Origin of the sequence: Corynebacterium sp. HMSC074C01, assembly GCF_001814605.1 — a bacterium.
Classification (GTDB): domain Bacteria; phylum Actinomycetota; class Actinomycetes; order Mycobacteriales; family Mycobacteriaceae; genus Corynebacterium.
In genome coordinates, this window is sequence record NZ_KV817297.1 from 216179 (window position 1) to 233974 (window position 17796).

The window sequence follows — 17796 nt, forward strand, 5'->3', positions numbered from 1 at the left end:
CACGCCCAACCCTGACTTGGCCAAGTTAGTGTCGAAGGGTTGGGGTGTGGTGGGAATTCGTCAACATGAGGCATCGGCCAGAATTGCGAATGCGGCCCGTCGAAGGATGGCGCCTTGTGTATCCTTTGGATGTCGTTGAGCTTTTAAGGAGCAAGAAAGTAGCATGACCTACCCCTCCACCGTCTCTAAGGTGGGCATCCGATCGCGTGCCCTGCGTTTCGCACCGCGCCGCTCGGACTGGTCCCGCGCGACGATCGGGCGCGACCTTTCGGCAGGCCTCATGGTGGCCCTCGTCGCACTGCCCCTCGCGCTCGGCTTCGGCGTTGCGTCCGGTGTTGGCGCCGCAGCCGGAATTACGACGGCCATCGTCGCGGGCATCTTGGCCGCGGTCTTCGGTGGTAGCAATGTTCAGGTAAGCGGCCCGACCGGCGCAATGACCGTCGTGTTAATCCCCATCGTGGCCGACCATGGTGCCGATGGGGTGCTCGTTGTCGGCGTGCTGGCGGGACTCATGCTGCTCTTACTGGCATTCACCGGCGCTGGCCGCGCGATAAAGTACATGCCTTTGCCTGTCGTCGAAGGTTTCACAGCCGGTATTGCGGTGATCATCGGCCTCCAACAGCTGCCTGCTGCACTCGGTGTTGACGTCGACGGCGAGAAGGTCCTCGGGTTGGCGTGGGGCGCAATCAAAGCTTGGTTAGATGCCCCGGGATGGCAGGCGCCAGTGATGACCCTCGCGGTGGCGGCCGGAATCGTGGTTGCGGCGCGCGTTCGTAGTGGCTTTCCCGCGGCGCTGGTGTTGGTAGCTGCCGCGACGGCCATCAACATGCTGGCAGACAGTAACCTGAAGACAATCGGCTACATCCCGTCGACGTTGCCTGCTCCGCGCTTGCCGCACATCCCGTGGGAGCACCTGGATTCCTTGCTGTTGGCAGCGGTCGCCGTCGCAGCGCTCGGTGCGTTGGAATCGTTGCTGTCTGCGACGGTCGCCGACGCAATGACCGTCGGTGACCGGCACGATCCTGACCGCGAGCTCTTTGGGCAGGGCGTGGCCAACGTCGTCGCGCCCTTGTTCGGCGGGATCCCCGCGACCGCCGCGATCGCCCGAACTGCTGTCAACGTGCGGGCAGGCGCGGGTACGCGCCTGGCGGCGGTGTTCCATTCGCTGCTTTTGCTCGTCGCAGTGCTCGTCGCGGCCCGGTGGGTGGGCGAGATTCCTCTCGCTGCGCTTGCCGGCGTGCTTATCGCCACTGCGATCCAGATGATCCATCCGCGGAACCTCCGCTCGGTGATGCGCGCCACCAAGGGCGACGGGGTCACCCTGCTTATTACGGCTGCCGCCACCGTCGTGTTCGACCTTGTCGTCGCCGTGCTCATTGGCCTTGTAATAGCGGGCTTCTTCGCGCTACGCGATACCGCCCGCACGGCGGTGTTAGAGGCCGCCCCACTGGAGACGGGCGACCACCGCGACAAGGAACGCGAGCTTCTTGACGAGCACATTGCCGCCTTCCGCCTAGAAGGCCCACTCTTCTTTGGCGCAGCGCACGATTTCCTCCTCGATCTCGCTGATGCTTCGTCGGTCAAGGTTGTCGTGCTCCGCATGCGCTATGTCACGACGATTGACGCCACTGGCGCCCAGATGCTCGCTGACACGATCGGGCGCCTTGAACGTCACGGCACCCGGGTCCTACTCTCAGCCACGAAGCCCGAACATGTTCCGGTGTTGCGCGAACTCGGCGTATTTGACCAGCTTGCGCACGAGAATCACGTCTTCGACGACACTCTCGACGCCATCGCCCACGCCCGACTGCATGTCTCGCGCATTCAGCATGAGGAGTCGGATGGCGCACCCGCGGCGTCGCAAAGCAATCAGTACGACGAGTAGCGCTGACGAGTCGAATTCTTCTCCCGCGGCGGAGTCTAGTACTCTGAACGTGTTGCGCGCGGTGCATGCTGACGCGTGACGAGGAGGCGTGGCAGAGCGGCCGAATGCACTGGTCTTGAAAACCAGCGTGGGGAAACTCACCGCGGGTTCAAATCCCGCCGCCTCCGCCATTTTTTTGGTGATTACACCAAAATCTTGCGTAAATTTAGCAGTGGCACTGGGCTATTCTAGTCCCATGGCCAACCGGCAAATATTCCTCCGCCCAGAGTACAGCCACCCAAGCTCGCTGTGGCCGTCTAAAGAACTCATAGTTTCTGGGGCTAATAGAATCGGATTCTATCTTCCTGAAGACTTAGGAATTGAGTCCGATCTGGGACGCGAAATCCTTGAGTGGACGGAGGAGTTTCAGCAGAATTTCCTCGAGATACCCGATAGCTTTCGCCAGCGTCCGCGTTGGAAGGACCAATTCGATAGATTTCGATGGTACGACGCGGGATGGCGTATTACTCACCAATTAAGGGAGCTTTTTCCATCGGTACAGATTGTTCCCCAGTTCGCTCAATTCGTTTTCTCCGTTAATGAGCGAAGAGAAAATGCAGGGAAGAAGCCCTTATGCCTCCCCGGAGAACAACTCACAGGGTTTGTATGCATTAGGGATGTGAGGAATGGCGATTAAGGGAAGTTATCGCTCTACGGCGTCAGGCATTGTCTCCGTTGTTCATCGCTGCAGTCACCCAGCTCAGAACGCATCCCACTAGTAGGAACCCGCTAATTTGCAGGTGGGTGGCCCAGTTTCCGCCGCCGCCAGGCAAGGCGAGAAAAATTGAAAATGCAACTGCGGCAAGGCAGTGGAGGGTCAACCGGCTATGTGCGCCTAGACGTCGTTGTGGCCAGGCTTTTTCGATGGCCCAGCTCACTGCTATGAGAATGGCGTAAAAGGTGATTCCCGCTAAGGCTCCTGGAACAAGGTAGAGCATGGATTCATCTCCTCTCGGGGGGAATCATGGTTGTGGTAAGGAAGGCGGTTTCGTGATGTCAGAGGATAACTATTCGGCGTGGGTAGAGACTGATTATCTTTTCGGCTCCCCAGTCAATGCTCGCCGGCTATTGGAGTCTTACGAGCAAGTACTGGACGGAAAGGCTAAGGAGCACGACATCGATCTAGATGTGTAAGAACTATCTTCCGATCGAAGTGGAGTATTCACCTTCTGGCAGGGTGGAACCGGTTTTGTTTATCTGAGAGGAATTTTGCCTATTTCCGGTAAACATCTCGTCGGTGAGCAACGCGCAGGACGAGCACCACGAGTTTTCCGTCTATGATTTCATAAACCACGCGATAGTGTCCGACTCGAATTCTGTACAGGTCATCTGAAGCTTTTAGTTTCTTTACTCCATCCGGGCGAGGGGTAACGGCTAAGTCTTCGATTGCAGCAAGTAGTCGCCTCTGTGTCGGCCTGTCGAGCTTGCGTAGCTCCTTGGCTGCGGATGCCTTATAGGTGATGTGATAAGTGGAGTTAGCCATAGAAGGCGATTAGGTGAGTCCGAGTTCTTTTTTGAGGTCTTCGTGTGAAATCTCTACGGCTTCTCCTCGGGCAATCTCTGCGGTCTGAACATCCTCACGATCTTCTAGTGCTTCGACTGCGCGGGCGAAAAATGAAGGAGAGACGACAAAAGCGCGAATCCGGCTTCCACGACTAGTGATGGCGACGGGCGTGTGCTGTGCTTCTTCAAGAATTTGGCTTTGAGATTGGCGGAATTGGCTGGACGCCACTGACATCGTTTTCATACAACAAATGTACATCTTGTACATTTTGGTGGGCAAGGGCCGCGGGATAGAGGGTTGCTGTTTATCCGATCCGCCCCGCTAATATGCGGGGCAGTGCCTCCGCTGCGGTGGCGGTGACCACCACGCTGGCAAGCGGCGAGAGGTCCGTGGGCTGCGGGGTGACTTCCACGATGGGGATACCGCGCGCGTGGGCAATCTGTGGCAGGCCGGCGGCGGGGTAGACCACGCCGGAGGTACCCACAATGAGCAGCGCGTCCGCGGTGGACATGCGGCGCTCGGCCTCGGCCCATTCGTCGTCGGGCAGGGCCTCGCCGAACCACACCACGCCCGGGCGCACGAGCCCACCGCACATGGGGCATTCGGGTGGCGTGATGGACTCAACTGGCTCCGACGGGAACGCGATGTCGCCGTCATACGGCGTATCGCAGTCGGTGCAGCGGAATGCGAACAAGGAGCCATGCAGGTGAACCACGTCTTGGCTTCCGGCGCGCTCGTGCAGATTATCGATGTTTTGCGTGGTCACCGTCATGCCGTGTGCGGCGGCGATTGCGCGGTGCCCGGCGTTGGGCTCGGCCCGCTGCGCCAGCTGGGCGCGCCAAAGGTACCAGGCGAACATGGGCTTAGGCTCGGTACGCCATGCGCTTATCGACGCCATCGCAACCGGATCCACGTTCTCCCAAATGCCTGTCTGCGCATCGCGGTATGTGGCGATGCCGCTGTCCGCGCTCATGCCTGCGCCGGTGAACACCTCGACGTGGGTGGCATCAGAAAGAATCGAGTGTGCGCGCTCAAACAGGTGCTCCATGCATCTAGAGTACGTCGATGAGCACGCAGAATGCTATGGATGCGCTAAGCGCGATGCCCATGCGCCACAGGTAGCGGCGGCCAGGTTCGTGCGCGGTGTTGATCTGCAGCTTCGAAGGATTCATGGGGAAGATAGCTATGCACATGGGGTCTGTGGGCTCGTTATAGAAGCCCATACCACCGGCAAAGCGGAGTGCTGTGTTGCGAACCTGTTCATCATGGTCGGTGGGAATGGATTGCACGGCCTTCGCAGATGTCAGCGTCAATCGGACGCCCTGAATCATGGTGAACACGGTGAAGGCTATCCACGCGGCCACGAGTAGAAAGCCCGAGAAGGGGATATCCGGAATGACGGTGCAGACCGTAGTGAGGCACACGCAGGCCGTCATGGTGAGGACTGTCTGGGCAATGAACGTGGCGGTCTTTCCAGTGAGCAGCTCCGCGCGCTGTGCCGTGGCCTCGGAGAACGGAAGAGCTGACTCTGCCGGTACATCCATTGTTATTCGAGCCAGCGAGATCGGCGGCACGCACAGCGGCAGCGCAATGGCGAACACAACGCCGATCCACACCAGGACCGTTGCGTTGAGGAAAGATTTGGGCTCGAAGCGGTCCGGGTTGCCCGAGCCATCGAAGTGGACCGGGATGGGATCGGGCACCGAGTCCCAACGCAGCAGCATGTACACCAGCGTGAGAGCACACACCACAGCGGTAGCGATGTAATACTGGCGGGTCCTCATGGCAGTGAGCTTACAAGGTGGCCTGTTGTTGGCTGCGCTGCGGGAGTCGGATTCTTACATGGTTCCAGTCATAAGGTTCGTTTGGGGGCAAGTAAACCATCTGCGCCTAGGTAGATGGTTCGTTTGGGTGCAAACAAACCATCTGACCAGAACCATGTGAGGGGAACCCTTTGTGGGGCAAGTAGTACTGACTCTTGGGGGCTGATTGGTCGATGAAGGGGAGCTGTAAATGGTCCCTTCAAATTGGTCTCTTTACTTTGGTCCTTTCACTGGGTAAAGGTACCATCCTGGCGCAGGAAACTGGCTGTAAATGGTCCCTTTGCAATGAGTAGGGACCAGAGTATGGGGACCAAACTAAAGGGACCATGTAGCCAAGGTGATGTCGAGAAGGTGGAGCCGCCAGCTGAGGGGTAGAGAATCTCACGGCCAGTGGCGTGAAGCTAGTCGGCCACGCCCTGCTCGGCCTCTAGGTCATCGAGAGAAATGGTCTCTAGCTCGCCTCGGTGGGCGGCGTCGGCTTCGGCCTCGAGCTCGGAGATGTGCTCTTGCCAGGCGTCGATGCCGCCGCGCAGCGAGTAGACGTTGCTGAAGCCGCGGGCGCGCAGAGCCTCGGCGGCCTGGGCGGAGCGCAGGCCGCTGGCGCAGTAGAGGACGGCGAGGTCGGCGGGGTCTAGGGGTGGGTTGTGGCCGGCGAGGATGTCATCGAGCGGGAGGTGCTGCGAGCCGGGGATGAGGGAGGCGGCGCGCTCGGGGGAGGTGCGGACGTCGATAAGCGCGGCGTCCTCCGGGATGTCGCGGATGTCGGTGGGGTTGTCGGGGCGCGCCGGGGTGGCGCCGTTCGCGCGCACGGGGATGTACTCCCAGGTCCCGGCGAGGGAATCGTAGTAGCCCAGCGTGCCGATGAGCGGGGTGCCGATGCCCGTGAGGAGCTTGAGCGCCTCGACGGCCAGGGCGGAGCCGGCCACGCCGACGACCGGTCCCATCACGCCGGCCTGCGAGCAGGAGGGCACCTGCGGATCGGTGGGGAAGAGGTCTTCGTAGACCGGGCCGTGGCCGGAGTGGAAGACAGTGAGCTGCGCGTCGTAGCCTAGGAGCGAGGCCCACACGTGCGGAATGCCCAGCTCATGGGCGGCCCAGGAGGCTAGGTGGCGGGAGTAGAAGTTATCGGTTCCGTCGATGATGAGGTCAGCGCCGCACAGTTGCTCCAAGGCGGTATCGGGTGTCAGGCGCGAGAACTGCTCGACGGTGCACTCCGGGTTGAGGGCGTTCAAGGCCGCAGCGGCGGATTCGGTTTTGGGCTGGCCTACGGTTGCTGTGCTGTGGATGACTTGGCGGTGCAGGTTGGAGAGGGAGACGAGGTCGTCGTCGAAAAGCAGGATGCGCCCGACGCCCGCGCCTGCGAGATAGAGCAGGGCAGGCGAGCCCAGGCCGCCGGCGCCAATAACGGCGACGGTGGAAGCGCGAAGCCGTTCTTGTGTGGAGTTGCCCCACAGGGCTTCCTGGCGTGCGTAGCGTGAGCTCATTCCAGGCCTACCCACGTGGTGGTGTCATCGGTGTGGAGCTGTTCCTTCCAGATGGGGACTTCCGCCTTGACGCGGTCGGCGCAGGTCGACGCCGCTTCGAAGGCGTCCTTGCGGTGTGCGGAGGCGGCGGCGACGATGAACGCGGATTCGCCGATTTCTAGTGCTCCAGTGCGGTGCGCGCACCAGAGGCGGACGGCGGGGAAAGCGGCGGCGACTTCGCCAGCGACGCGCTCGATTTCCTGTTGGGCGGTTGGGTGCGCGGTGTAGGTAAGGAGCTTGACGCCGCGGCCGGAGTCGTGGTTGCGCACGATGCCGTCGAATAAAACGACAGCACCCGTTTCCGCAGTGGCGATGTCGGGGGCCGTGATGGGCTCAGCGCTGATGTGCGCGCCGAGAAGGCCGTAGTTAGTGCTCATTGATGCCTTCCAGCTGGTTGATGATGTGGTGAAGAACTGGTTCGAGGACCGCGCAGCCGTCCTTGGCAGCACCCGTGGAGCCGGGCAGGGCCATGGCGAAAGTGGACCCGGTGACTCCGGCAACCGTGCGGGAGAGCGCCGCGGTGGGGATGGCCGCCGAGTGCGCATAGAAGGCGTGGGCCAGGCCGGGCAGTTCGCGGTCAAGATGTGGGGTGAGTGCTTCGACGGTGCGGTCATCCGGCGTGATGCCGGTGCCGCCGGAGGTGAGGATGACGGAGGGGGCATCGGCGAAGGCAGTGGTAAGCGCAGAGTCGATGTCGGCGTCCGCGACGACGAGGGGCTGCGGGGTATCGAAGCCCTGCTCACGCAGGAAATTCACCAGGATGGGGCCGGAGCGGTCCTCGTACTCGCCAGCGGCGGCACGGGTCGAGGCAACGATAACGAGTGCGCGTCGGGTCATGAGAGTGGGAACACCTCCACGAGGTCGCCGGCTGAAAGCTGCGTGTTAGCCGGGATGCGGATGAGGGCGTTGGCGCCGATGGCCTGGGACATCAGGTGGGAGCTAGTACCGCCGAGGAAGGAGGCTTGGGCAGTGCCGTTGGAGATGCTGATAGTTCCACGGCGGAACTGTTCGCGGTTGTTGAGGCCTTCGGCGGGCTCAGTAAGGTGTGCGCGAACCAGCTCCGAGGCATGTCCAAGGACGGGGGCCAAGTAGAGGCGGAAGCTCACCAGCGTGGAGATGGGGTTGCCGGGGAAGCAGACGACGGGCACCTCGCCCAAGCGTGACAAGCCCTGCGGGCCGCCGGGCTGCTGCGCCACGTGGCCGAACCAGCCGTCCTCTTCGAAGATTTGGCGGATGACCTCAAATTTTCCGTGGGAGATGCCGCCGGAAGTAGCGATGACATCGGGGCGGTGGGTGATGACTGCTTCGGCGAGGTCCGCGCGCAGGGCAGAAGGATCGTCATTCGTGCGCACGAAGCCGGCCACCTCTATGCCGTATTGCGCGGCCAAGGCCGCGAGCATCGGTGCGTTGGAATCGGGGATGGTGGCCTCGCCCGCGCCACCGATTTCCGCGCCACCGGTGCAGATGAGGATGCGGGCGGGCGCGAAGGTGAGGACCTCGGTCAGGCCTTGGGAGGCGAGGGCGGCGATGGAGGGGGCGTCGAGAAGCGCGTGCTCGTTGACGAGGGTTGTGCCGGCCGTGACATCGGAGCCCGCGCGGCGGATGAACTGCTCGGGGGCTGCCGGCACAGTGACCGTGGCACCCTCCGATGGGAAGTGCGGGGGCTCGCAGTGCTCGACGGGGACGATGGTGGCAGTGCCCTCAGGGACCTTCGCGCCGGTCATGATGGGGAGGGCGGTGCCTTCATTGAGTGAACCCGGGGGATCTCCCGCCGCAATGGTGCGGCCTACGGTAAAGGTGCCGCCATCACATGTGGAAAGCGCATAGCCGTCCATCTGCGAATTATCGAAAGGTGGAAGGTTGTGTTCCGCGCGGTACGTCGCGGCGGCGCGGCGGCCGAAGGCGTTGGCCAGGGGAGTGGAGACCGCCCGGGGCTGCGGAAGGGCCGCGCGAACGGCGGCGAGGTGTTCCTCATAGGTGCGCATCGGGTTCCTTCCTGTCACAGAGGCTGGCATAGTGGCAACCATGGTTGACATACACTACTTTGCCGCAGCCCGCGCCGCCGCGGGGCGCGCGCAAGACACGGCGCAGGCGGCGACCTTGGGGGAGCTGTTGGACGTGTTGCGTGCTCGGCATACCGGCAGCACCGAGGCCGGCATGAGCTTTGCGGAGGTGTTGGAGCGCTGCACCTTCCTGGTGGATGGCGCGAGCGCTACCGAGGACGCCGTGCTTGGCCGCGCCTCCCGCGTCGACGTTCTCCCGCCCTTTGCTGGGGGTTAGTGTCGAGTTCGCAGCGGACTGGTGAAGAAGTTCACCACGCTGGAGACAATCGCGAGGACAATCGCGCCGATGATGGCAGCGCCCCAGCCGTCGATGACTAGCGAATCCATCAGCGCGCTGACGAGGAGCAGGACCGCGCCGTTGATGACGAGCGCGAAGAGGCCCAGTGTCAGGCAGGTCAGCGGTGCGCCGAGGAAGCGGAGCACCGGGGTGACGACCTCGTTGACGATGATGAAGACCGCCGCGATGAGCAAGAAATTCTGGGTGGTCGCAGGGACGATGTCGATTCCGGGGACAATCGCTACCACGGCCCAGAAGGCCACCGCGACGGCAATGACGTTGAGTGCAAAATTGATAAATGTCTTCACAACTGCACTCTAACGCGGAAACTAGCTCCGTGCAGCGAAGGCGGCGTCCCAGGCCTTGAGCAGCGTCTCGGTCTCCTCCGCCGTGGTGACGGTGACGCGTACGCCCTCGGGGAAGGCGCGGACCAGGACGTCATTCTCCGCGAGTTTTGCGGCGACGTCCTGCGGGGAGCCCAGCTTCGCAATGGAGTCGGCGGCGAACCAGATGTGGTTGGCCTGGGACTCCGGAACGCCAAAGTCCGCGAAGTGCGTGACCAGGCGGTCGCGCTGCTTAACGGTCTCATCGGTGCGCTCACGCAGCTCCTTCTGAGCGGCCAGCGAGGCCGCTGCACCAACCTGCGCCACCGAGTTCACGGAGAAGGGGATGGCCACCTTGCTCAGTGCCTCGATGATCTCGGCGTTGCCGAAGGCATAGCCCAAACGGATGCCGGCCAGGCCATAGGCCTTGGAGAAGGTGCGCAGGCCAATGACGTTGTCGTGGGTGTGGACATAGTCGGTGGCCAGCGGGACGGCATCGTTGCGGTTGTATTCGATGTAGGCCTCATCGAGCGCCACGATGACGTCCTTCGGGACCTTGGCCAAGAAGGCGTCGAACTCCTCCTTGGTGATGATGGAACCGGTGGGGTTATTCGGGTTGCACACGAAGATCAGGCGTGTCTTGTCCGTGATGGCAGCCGCCATGGCCTCCAAGTCCACGCGGTGATCCGCGGTGAGCGGGACCTTGACCGGGGTGGCGCCCACGACCTGCGCGAAGATGGGATAAGCCTCAAAGGAGCGCCAGGGGAAGACAATCTCATCACCGGGCACCGAGGTGATCTGCACCAGCTGCTGGCAAATCGCGGAGGAACCCGCGCCGGTGGTGACCTGCTCAGGGCTAACGCCAAGGTTTTCGGCGAGTGCCTTGCGGATTTCCACCGCACCCATGTCCGGGTAGCGGTTAACGTGCGCGACGGCAGTCTCCATGGCCTTGAGCGCGCCGGGCAGCGGCTCCTGGGTTGCCTCGTTGGAGGAGAGCTTCAAGGCGTGCTCGGCATTCTTGCCGGGGACATAGACGGGCAGGGAGGAAAGGTCTGGTCGAATCATGTTCTCCACCTTAGGCGTTGCGGGGGCCGCGGGGCCCGAAGTCGAATTCTGCAGTTTGCGGGCCGAAGGCCTGAAGTCCCTTCGGCGCATCGAAAGCGTCGAGGCGCACCTCGAGGAAGGCGCCGCGCTCCGGGTGGGCGGCGATGTCCTCTAGGGCCTTCGCTAGTTCGCCTTCGGTCGAGGCCACGTAGGACTCCATCGTGGTGTCCTTCATGAACACCTTCGGCAGAGCCGTGTAGTCCCACATCTGGATCTCGTTGTACTCGCGCTCCATGCCCAGGATGTAGCGCTCGATGGTGTAGCCATCGTTGTTGACCAGCACGATGATGGGCTTGAGGTCCTGGCGCACGATGGTGGAGAGCTCCTGGGCGGTGAGCTGGAAGGAGCCATCACCGATGAAGAGGACGTGGCGACGCTCCGGGTTAGCCAGCTGCGAACCGAGCACGCACGGCAGGGTAAAGCCGATGGAACCCCAGATGGTGGAGTTGATGTACTGCACGCCCTCGGGCATGCGCTGCTGGCCCAGCCCGATATTGGAGGTGCCGGCCTCGGCGATGACCACGTCATCTTCCTGGATGAAGCCGAGCATCTGCGGCCAGATGCGTTCCTGGGTCAGCGGGGCATCCGGGTTCGGCTCGAAGGGCTCGGGTTCGAAAGCCGCGCTTGTCGATGCCCCGGCTTCCGGGATGCGGTCGAGGAGGACGTCGAGAAGCTCCAGCGTATTGATGCCCACGAAGTACTCGCCGTCGGCGTTGAGGTGCTGGTCGCCGAAGTTGTAGACGCGGGCATCGGCCAGGTTGTGGGTGAAGGAGCCGGAGTTGACCTCGATGAAGCGCGGGTTCGTGGTGACCAGGAAGTCGGATTTTTCGATGCGCTCCTGCACGCCCGGGGCAGAGGCCGCGCCGTTGTAGGTGCCGATGAAGAGCGGGTGGCGCTCAGACAGGATGGCCTTGCCGGAGGAGAGCTGGGAGTAGGGCAGCTGGGCCTTGTCGATGATGGCGCGGAATTTCTCCGTGAAACCGTGGCGGTTGGTGTCCTGGTCGATGAGGATGATCGCGTCCTTGGCCTTAGCAAGGTGCTCTAACACGTAATCCGCAGCGGCGTTGAGGCGCTCCGGATCGGAGGGAGCCAGCTCGGTGGAGAATGGCTCGTCAGGGACCTCGATGGTCAAGTGCGTGATATCGGAAGGAATCTGGATGTGCACCGGGCGCTTCTCGCGCAGGCAGGTGTGCAGGGCGCGGTCGAATTCCTCGACCACGTTCATGGGGGACACGCGCGTGGCCACTTCGGTGAAGGGCGCGAAGGAATCGAGCATGTTGGCAAAGTCGCCGTCGGCAAGCGAGTGGTGCAGGTTCCAGCGGAACTCAGTCGCATACTGTGGCGGCGCGCCCGCCAGCGACACCAGCGGGACGTGCTCGGCGCGGGCGCCCGCGATGCCGTTGAGGGCGGAGAGCTCGCCCACGCCATAGGTGGTGAGCAGGCAGCCTACGCCGCGTTGGCGGGCATAGCCGTCAGCGGCATAGGCGGCGTTGAGCTCGTTGCAGGCGCCAACGAAGCGGATGCCCTCGGAGGCCTCGATCTGCTCGAGGAAGCTCAGGTTGAAGTCACCGGGCACACCGATGATTTCAGTAATGCCGATGGCCTTGAGGCGGTCCAGGATGAAATCACCAATGGTGGTCTGCATGAGAGGGTCCTTTCTATTTGTTTCGGGCGTCGTGGCGCTTCTTGCCCAGCCAGATGAGGGCCAAGGTCACAATCCAACAGGGTAGGACAATGGCGCCGGTGCGGTAGTCGGGCAACATGAACATCAAAACGATGACGAGAGCGAAGAAGGCCAAGCACAGGTAGTTGGCGATGGGGTAGAGGGGTGCGCGGAAGGCGGCGTTCGGGCAGCGCTTGCGGGAGTTCAGGTGTGCTACGGCAATGGCGGACCAGGAGATGAGCTCCGCGCCAACAATGATGGCGAGGAGAACAATCAGGATCTTGCCCTCGAAGAGGAAGTTAAGCAGCACAGCCGAGCCCATGAGCAGGGCGTTGAAAAGCAGAGCGCGAACCGGCACGCCCTTGGCGCTGACGGAATTGAAGAAGGGCGGGGCTTGGCCGCCGCGGGAGAGATCCCGCAACATACGCGCGCCGGAGAAGGTCATGGTGTTGAACACGGAGACGGCAGCGACGAGCACGATGAGGTTAAGGCCCGTGGCCGCGGCACTAATTCCCAGGGTGCTCAGCGCGCGCACGAAGGGCGAGGTGGAGGTATCGAGCTCATTCCACGGGGCGAGCAGCACGATGATGCCGATGCCGCCGACGTAGAAGATGAGAATGCGCCAGATCACGTTGTTGATGGCCTTGGGCAGGCTCTTGGCGGGATCTTGGGCCTCGCCCGCGGCGGTACCGATGGAGATGATGCCACCGAAGGAGAAAATCACCGCGACGAGGGAGAAGAGCACACCGGCGGCACCGTTGGGGAAGAAGCCGCCGTGCTCGGTGATGTTGCTCAAGCCGAGGGCGGGCTCCGGGGTGAGGCCGAAGACGATGGCCGCGCCGACGACGATCATGAGGATGAGCGCGACAACCTTGATAAGGGAAAGCCAGAATTCCGCCTCGGCGAAGGCGCCGACGTGCACCAGGTTGATGGCGGTGACGATGACGAGCGCGACGAGGGCGGTGAGCCAGTGCGGGATACCGGGGAACCAGAAGTCCATGATGGTGCCCGCGGCGGTGAGTTCCACCATGCCGACGACGATGGTGGTAAACCACCAGTTCCAGCCGGTGACAAAGCCGGCGATGGGCCCGATGTATTCGCGGGCGTAGGCGCTGAAGGAGCCGGCGACGGGGTGCTCCACGGCCATCTCACCAAGCATGCGCATGATGAGGAAGATGATGAATCCACCGATGGCATAGGCGGCGATAACGCCGGGACCGGCCTCCTGGATGGAGGCGCCGGAGCCCAAGAAGAGGCCCGTGCCGATGCACGAGCCAAAAGCGATCATCTGTAGATGGCGCGACTTCATGCCGCGCTGCAGGCCGTCGTCTGCACTCGTGTTGTCGCTGGCGACAAGGTCCTGTGCCCTGACGGAATTGTTGGTTGTGGTCATGTAGACGCCCTTCATGAACGTATATCTGTGACGTGAGTCATTGAACTGTAGGAGATTATTACGCACCACAGTTTTGTTTGTCACTAGACAATATTCGGAAGTATCTTTGACATATGTCAAAAGTGACACCCCCGCAGCTGACGAGTATCCAGGATATCGTCGACGAATGCGCCCAGATCCTGCAGCGCTCCGTTGAGGTGACTACCCCCGCCATCGCGGTGATTGCCGCTAGTGCGCAGATTGGTGCCATCGATAAGAACCGCGCCGCCTCTATTCTGAACCGCACCCCGCCCCCAGAGCCCATCCCGTGGATGCTGAGCTTCGGTATTCAAGAGGCGGTTCTGCCGGTTCGCCTGCCCGCCAACCCGCGCTATGACATGCTGCCTCGCGTGGTCATCCCCCTGCGCCACGAGGATCGGCTCGTGGGCTACCTGTGGATTATTGATGAGCCCGCGCTGGGTGATGCCCCCTTGGTCCGCCTCGGTTCTTTGACGGCTCCGCTGGCCAGGCTTATCGACGAACGCGATGCGCCCCTCGCCGCCCGCGCTCAACAGCTCGGCGAGCTGGCCCGCGAGGTGCTCACCGGTGATCCGGCCGCGCTGGCGGGTGCGCGGGAGCGCGATCTCTTGCCCTCCGATGGCGAGCTGACCGTGCATCGCGTGCTGGTGGAAGGCGATCAGCGCGCGGTGGCCGTGGAACTTGCCCGCCCGCTGGTGCGCCGTCCTTTCTTGGTCGCGGACTCTCACGATTCCCTTGTACTCGTTGAGTGCCGCCGCGATGACAAGGACACCGAGGCCCTCATGGAGGAGCTACAGAGTGCTGCGCTCGTCGCCGGCGCCGCGGTGGTAGCCCGCGGTTCGGCACCGACGGCCCCGCAGGCGCGACTCATGGCGGACGTGGCCAAACTCTGCGGCCAGGATTCGCTGCGCTGGGAGGAGGCCGGTGCGTGGCGGCTGCTGCGCGGGTGGGAGCTGACCCAAGCAACGGTGGTGGAGATGAGCCCGGATGCCGCCGTGCTTCTCGACGACCCTCGCAACTCCTACTGGCAGACCCTGCTGACCTACTTTGAGCATTCCCGCAACGTCTCTGCGACCGCCGCTGCACTCTACATTCACCGCGCCACGCTGCACTATCGCCTCGACCGCGTCCGTGAGATTCTCGGGCCCGGCGTGCTGGATGATGGCTGGCGCTGCGCGGCTCTCTACGTTGCCCTTAAGCTGCATGCGGCGCTTCAGGGAAAGAATAGGGAAGCCCCATTTTGTCCCTAGGGGAAGCGCTCAGGTAGAGTGATGGACGATTCATTGCGAATCGCTGGAGACGTGCCAGAGCGGCCGAATGGGGCTCCCTGCTAAGGAGTTGACTTACTTGCGTAGGTCCGGAGGTTCAAATCCTCTCGTCTCCGCAAACTACAGAACCCGAGTCATCGTTTCACCGGTGGCTCGGGATTTTACGTTTTCAGTTCCTTCGTATGCCGACAGCCCGTGAGCAGGGAACTTAGAATGAAGGCGCTGACCTTAATCTGTGCTGGCTGGGAGCGTCATGGAGTTACTAAAAGAGCCAATTTGGGATGTGGAAAGTAACGCGAACATCGATCCCGATGAGAACTTTGTCCGAATATTTTGTTCTTTCCAAAATTCATGAGTGCTATTCCCCTCAGCCACTTCCCAAAGCAACGAACGGCATAGTGAGGTGGGGGATGAAAAAGAAGTAAATATCGGGCGAATGTGCTTGATGGCGAAATGGGGCAGGGGTGGTTCCGAAGAATTTTTGGTCGCCTAATTCAGCACTAGCGGCAGGACCAATACACCGGTTGAGAGCGCGAGCATGCCTAAGCAGTTGATCCAGAATTCACTGTCGAGGAAGTGGGCGCGGACACGGGCTGCTGAGGCTGCGCAGAAATATGCGATGACTCAAAACATGGATGCGATTCCTACGCTTGGGAACCAGAGTCCGTCGATGACTCCTGTGGCTGCGCGGCACTTGATGACAATGAGCGCCCACCACCAGTCTTTGGGGCGCTGGTTAACCCGAGTCTCAAAAGACTAGGGTTTGCGGGGAAGGGGAGGGATTATATGCCTTCTTGTGCGCCCTCGCAACAAATCTTGAGGAAGTTTATACAATAGTCTACATTTTACATCTTTTGCTTCCAATTATCCCTACTGGATGTAACTCTAGGGGTGTCCGATTTTCAGCCATCTTTTCTAGAAAGGATTATGGACATGTATCGTCTCAAGAAATCTACGCGTTTAGTGGTGCTGGTTGCGGCAGCAACAGTTTTTGCACCAGTCAATGCTAGTGCCGGTACTGAGACTGACCTCGCTGAGTCGACTCAGAATAATGCCTCTCAGTCTTCTGTTTCCTCAGAAGTTGCGGAAAAAGCAGATTCCTATGTTTTCCTTCAGGGAGACCAATTCGCGATTGCTAGAGAGGCAGAAAGCGCTCTTTCGCAAAAGGAACTGCAAGAAATCAAAAATGAAGTAGAGACTCAGAACGAAAGGATCAGCGAGGCCAAGGCTGATAGTAACCTTGAGATGAAGGTGGCGGGAGACTCGATAACTTTCTGGGAAAAAGGGCCGAAGATTTCGAGCGCTGATGATGATGACATTGATCCATACTTTCAAGAGGGTCGGAATGGAATTGAATTCCATGGGACTTATGTGAGGGTGCTACTGTCTAAAACGACGATTAACCGGGTGGGTGGCGGTGTCACAATCGCTGGAGTCTGGATTCCCGAGCCAGTTCTTTCCAAAATCCTAGCTACTGGAGGGGCTATTGCTGGTCTTGCGCCCGGTGGTATGTATGCAGACTATGGCATTGGTTCGATTGTGGCTGGCGCTTTCACACATAATGCATATCCTCAGCGGGTTGGTTTTCAATAAATTATCCTTCCTCTAAACAGAAAGGGGTTTAGGGAAAGGTAATTGGAATTTTGCCATATGGATGTTTCTGCATTGTTCAGATAACAGTCCAAGAGAATCTGCCGCCTGGCAAGAATAGAAATGGTTCTGGAGAGTAAAATATGTGGAAAAAGATATTGGCCACTGTGGGCGTTTTATTGATGATGCTTTCCGCTCAACTTCAGTGGCCGTATGGGGTCACGATTGCTCTAGCAATTTTGGTCATTTTCCTTGTGTTTGTTCCATCTGGGAAGAAGTAAATATCTGAGCAGAGGTGGGTATTTTAGCGGGCCTGCCTCTGTTTTAGATTGATTATTTATTAAGTTATGAAACAAAATACTATTTCTATAGTAGGCAGGCTAGCTCTTTTCTTTCTGGCTAGCGTATCTTTTGGGGCCACGGCTTCATCAATATCTACTGCTCAACAGAGGAATTTCGATCCTCTTTCATATATTGAAAGTGGAGATGAGGTGCAGGTGGGTCCTCCCCGAGGGGCGGTGACGTGTTCTGTGACTATCATTTCCCAGCAGCGGGCCTTGACTGCCGGTCATTGTGGTGAAAGTGCGGATGAAGTGTATTCGAAAGGTAGGCGTATTGGAAGTATTGGTGAAAACTACTTGTGGAGTAACCAAGGGATAGATGTTTCAGAAATACTTCTTGATCCTCCGGTAGATTACGTTCTTCGGGCTGATAAAATTAGTGATAAAAGTATCGAAATACCTTCAGCTATTTTTGCAAAAACCTTTCTCGGAGGGAGAATTGATGGGGTTGTCAACGACAAGAACTTATATTGTGAGGCATTTTCCATCAATGGGAGAGAATATCAGGCGCGAACTCTAAAGGCTCAAATGACTTCAAAACCTGGGGATTCAGGCGCCCCTGTCTATAATCCTGCAGGAGAATTGGTGGCCCTCATTGAAGGCGGCAATGGGAAAGGGGATACTACTATCACGCCGCTTTCTTTCCTGGAGGAAAAACTCTCTGAAGACTCTTCTTCTAATGAGTGTAAAGGAAATGGTTAAATTACACAGCCTGTTTGCTAGGAGATTTTCCGCTTTATCTAACGACTAGTTGCAGCTGCTACGCAAAAGAGGAGGCGGAATCTGCTCAACGACTTCCTGCGCTAGCGACGAGTCGGATTTGGACGGTGTTGGTTGTTGCCGAGTGTATTTTGTTAGTCGGCGGACGTAGCGCCATCGGCAGATGCCTCAATACTAGTCCTTGTCCTAACATCGAGAAGTTTTAGAGTGCGTTAATTTTGTCGCTTTAGTGGCCCTTCCGGTTTTAGAGTGCGTTGATTTT

At 60.0% G+C, this 17796-nt stretch carries 18 protein-coding genes and 2 tRNA genes; 8 read left to right on the forward strand and 12 right to left on the reverse strand.

The window, feature by feature from the left end; translation table 11 throughout:
* The first annotated feature begins 163 nt into the window (after positions 1-163).
* The 3 genes from HMPREF2978_RS10420 (at position 164) to HMPREF2978_RS13270 (ending at position 3058) form a co-directional block, all read left to right on the forward strand.
* Positions 164-1885 carry a SulP family inorganic anion transporter gene (locus HMPREF2978_RS10420; protein WP_070745417.1) on the forward strand — a complete coding sequence of 574 codons (1722 nt, stop codon included), beginning with the start codon at positions 164-166 and terminating at the stop codon, positions 1883-1885.
* 82 nt (positions 1886-1967) lie between these two features.
* Positions 1968-2055: transfer RNA gene (locus HMPREF2978_RS10425), tRNA-Ser, on the forward strand.
* 862 nt (positions 2056-2917) lie between these two features.
* A complete protein-coding gene (locus HMPREF2978_RS13270; RefSeq protein WP_010188335.1) occupies positions 2918-3058 on the forward strand; it encodes a type II toxin-antitoxin system Phd/YefM family antitoxin in 141 nt (46 codons plus the stop codon).
* 79 nt (positions 3059-3137) lie between these two features.
* Here the strand turns inward: HMPREF2978_RS13270 and HMPREF2978_RS12895 are convergent, their stop codons facing one another.
* From HMPREF2978_RS12895 to HMPREF2978_RS10465, 8 genes are all read right to left on the reverse strand, one after another.
* Positions 3138-3407, reverse strand: a complete 270-nt coding sequence (locus HMPREF2978_RS12895; RefSeq protein WP_083298940.1) for a type II toxin-antitoxin system RelE family toxin — start codon at positions 3405-3407, stop codon at positions 3138-3140.
* Positions 3408-3416: 9 nt separating this feature from the next.
* Positions 3417-3671, reverse strand: a complete 255-nt coding sequence (locus HMPREF2978_RS12900; protein ID WP_371325882.1) for a prevent-host-death family protein — start codon at positions 3669-3671, stop codon at positions 3417-3419.
* 61 nt (positions 3672-3732) lie between these two features.
* Entirely contained in the window at positions 3733-4476 is a 744-nt protein-coding gene (locus tag HMPREF2978_RS10440) for an NAD-dependent deacylase (RefSeq protein ID WP_070745420.1), read from the reverse strand.
* A 4-nt stretch (positions 4477-4480) separates the two neighbouring features.
* Positions 4481-5212, reverse strand: a complete 732-nt coding sequence (locus HMPREF2978_RS10445; protein ID WP_049157391.1) for a DUF1648 domain-containing protein — start codon at positions 5210-5212, stop codon at positions 4481-4483.
* 440 nt (positions 5213-5652) lie between these two features.
* Positions 5653-6735: a ThiF family adenylyltransferase gene (locus HMPREF2978_RS10450; RefSeq protein ID WP_246818768.1), complete on the reverse strand. Its 1083-nt coding sequence runs from the start codon at positions 6733-6735 to the stop codon at positions 5653-5655.
* Positions 6732-7151 (reverse strand): molybdenum cofactor biosynthesis protein MoaE, encoded by a 420-nt coding sequence (locus HMPREF2978_RS10455; protein ID WP_070525088.1) that lies wholly within the window; start codon positions 7149-7151, stop codon positions 6732-6734. The genes HMPREF2978_RS10450 and HMPREF2978_RS10455 overlap by 4 nt, the downstream gene beginning before the upstream one ends.
* A complete protein-coding gene (locus tag HMPREF2978_RS10460; RefSeq protein WP_070745423.1) occupies positions 7141-7611 on the reverse strand; it encodes a MogA/MoaB family molybdenum cofactor biosynthesis protein in 471 nt (156 codons plus the stop codon). Before HMPREF2978_RS10460 ends, HMPREF2978_RS10455 begins: the two co-directional genes overlap by 11 nt.
* Positions 7608-8759 (reverse strand): molybdopterin molybdotransferase MoeA, encoded by a 1152-nt coding sequence (locus tag HMPREF2978_RS10465; RefSeq protein ID WP_070745426.1) that lies wholly within the window; start codon positions 8757-8759, stop codon positions 7608-7610. The genes HMPREF2978_RS10460 and HMPREF2978_RS10465 overlap by 4 nt, the downstream gene beginning before the upstream one ends.
* 40 nt (positions 8760-8799) lie before the next feature.
* On the opposite strand from HMPREF2978_RS10465, the gene HMPREF2978_RS10470 reads away from it, so the two are divergent.
* On the forward strand, positions 8800-9054 hold the full coding sequence (locus tag HMPREF2978_RS10470; RefSeq protein ID WP_070525094.1) for a MoaD/ThiS family protein: 255 nt from the start codon (positions 8800-8802) through the stop codon (positions 9052-9054).
* On the opposite strand, the gene HMPREF2978_RS10475 is transcribed toward HMPREF2978_RS10470, so the two are convergent.
* Genes HMPREF2978_RS10475 through HMPREF2978_RS10490 form a run of 4 tightly spaced genes read right to left on the reverse strand, consistent with a single transcriptional unit; the run spans position 9051 to position 13597 of the window.
* Positions 9051-9422, reverse strand: a complete 372-nt coding sequence (locus HMPREF2978_RS10475) for a phage holin family protein (RefSeq protein WP_070596311.1) — start codon at positions 9420-9422, stop codon at positions 9051-9053. The genes HMPREF2978_RS10470 and HMPREF2978_RS10475 overlap by 4 nt on opposite strands.
* Positions 9423-9443: 21 nt before the next feature.
* Entirely contained in the window at positions 9444-10502 is a 1059-nt protein-coding gene (gene hisC, locus HMPREF2978_RS10480; protein ID WP_070745429.1) for a histidinol-phosphate transaminase, read from the reverse strand.
* A gap of 10 nt (positions 10503-10512) precedes the next feature.
* Positions 10513-12186 (reverse strand): alpha-keto acid decarboxylase family protein, encoded by a 1674-nt coding sequence (locus HMPREF2978_RS10485; RefSeq protein WP_070745432.1) that lies wholly within the window; start codon positions 12184-12186, stop codon positions 10513-10515.
* 13 nt (positions 12187-12199) lie between these two features.
* Positions 12200-13597 carry an amino acid permease gene (locus tag HMPREF2978_RS10490; protein WP_246818636.1) on the reverse strand — a complete coding sequence of 466 codons (1398 nt, stop codon included), beginning with the start codon at positions 13595-13597 and terminating at the stop codon, positions 12200-12202.
* A gap of 113 nt (positions 13598-13710) precedes the next feature.
* Between HMPREF2978_RS10490 and HMPREF2978_RS10495 the strand changes: the two genes are divergently transcribed.
* From HMPREF2978_RS10495 to HMPREF2978_RS13095, 4 genes are all read left to right on the forward strand, one after another.
* Positions 13711-14865 carry a PucR family transcriptional regulator gene (locus HMPREF2978_RS10495; RefSeq protein WP_070745435.1) on the forward strand — a complete coding sequence of 385 codons (1155 nt, stop codon included), beginning with the start codon at positions 13711-13713 and terminating at the stop codon, positions 14863-14865.
* Positions 14866-14910: 45 nt separating this feature from the next.
* A tRNA-Ser gene (locus HMPREF2978_RS10500) sits at positions 14911-14999 on the forward strand.
* 817 nt (positions 15000-15816) lie between these two features.
* On the forward strand, positions 15817-16476 hold the full coding sequence (locus tag HMPREF2978_RS10505) for a hypothetical protein (RefSeq protein ID WP_070510733.1): 660 nt from the start codon (positions 15817-15819) through the stop codon (positions 16474-16476).
* A 344-nt stretch (positions 16477-16820) separates the two neighbouring features.
* On the forward strand, positions 16821-17516 hold the full coding sequence (locus tag HMPREF2978_RS13095) for a chymotrypsin family serine protease (protein ID WP_141745871.1): 696 nt from the start codon (positions 16821-16823) through the stop codon (positions 17514-17516).
* Positions 17517-17796: the final 280 nt, after the last annotated feature.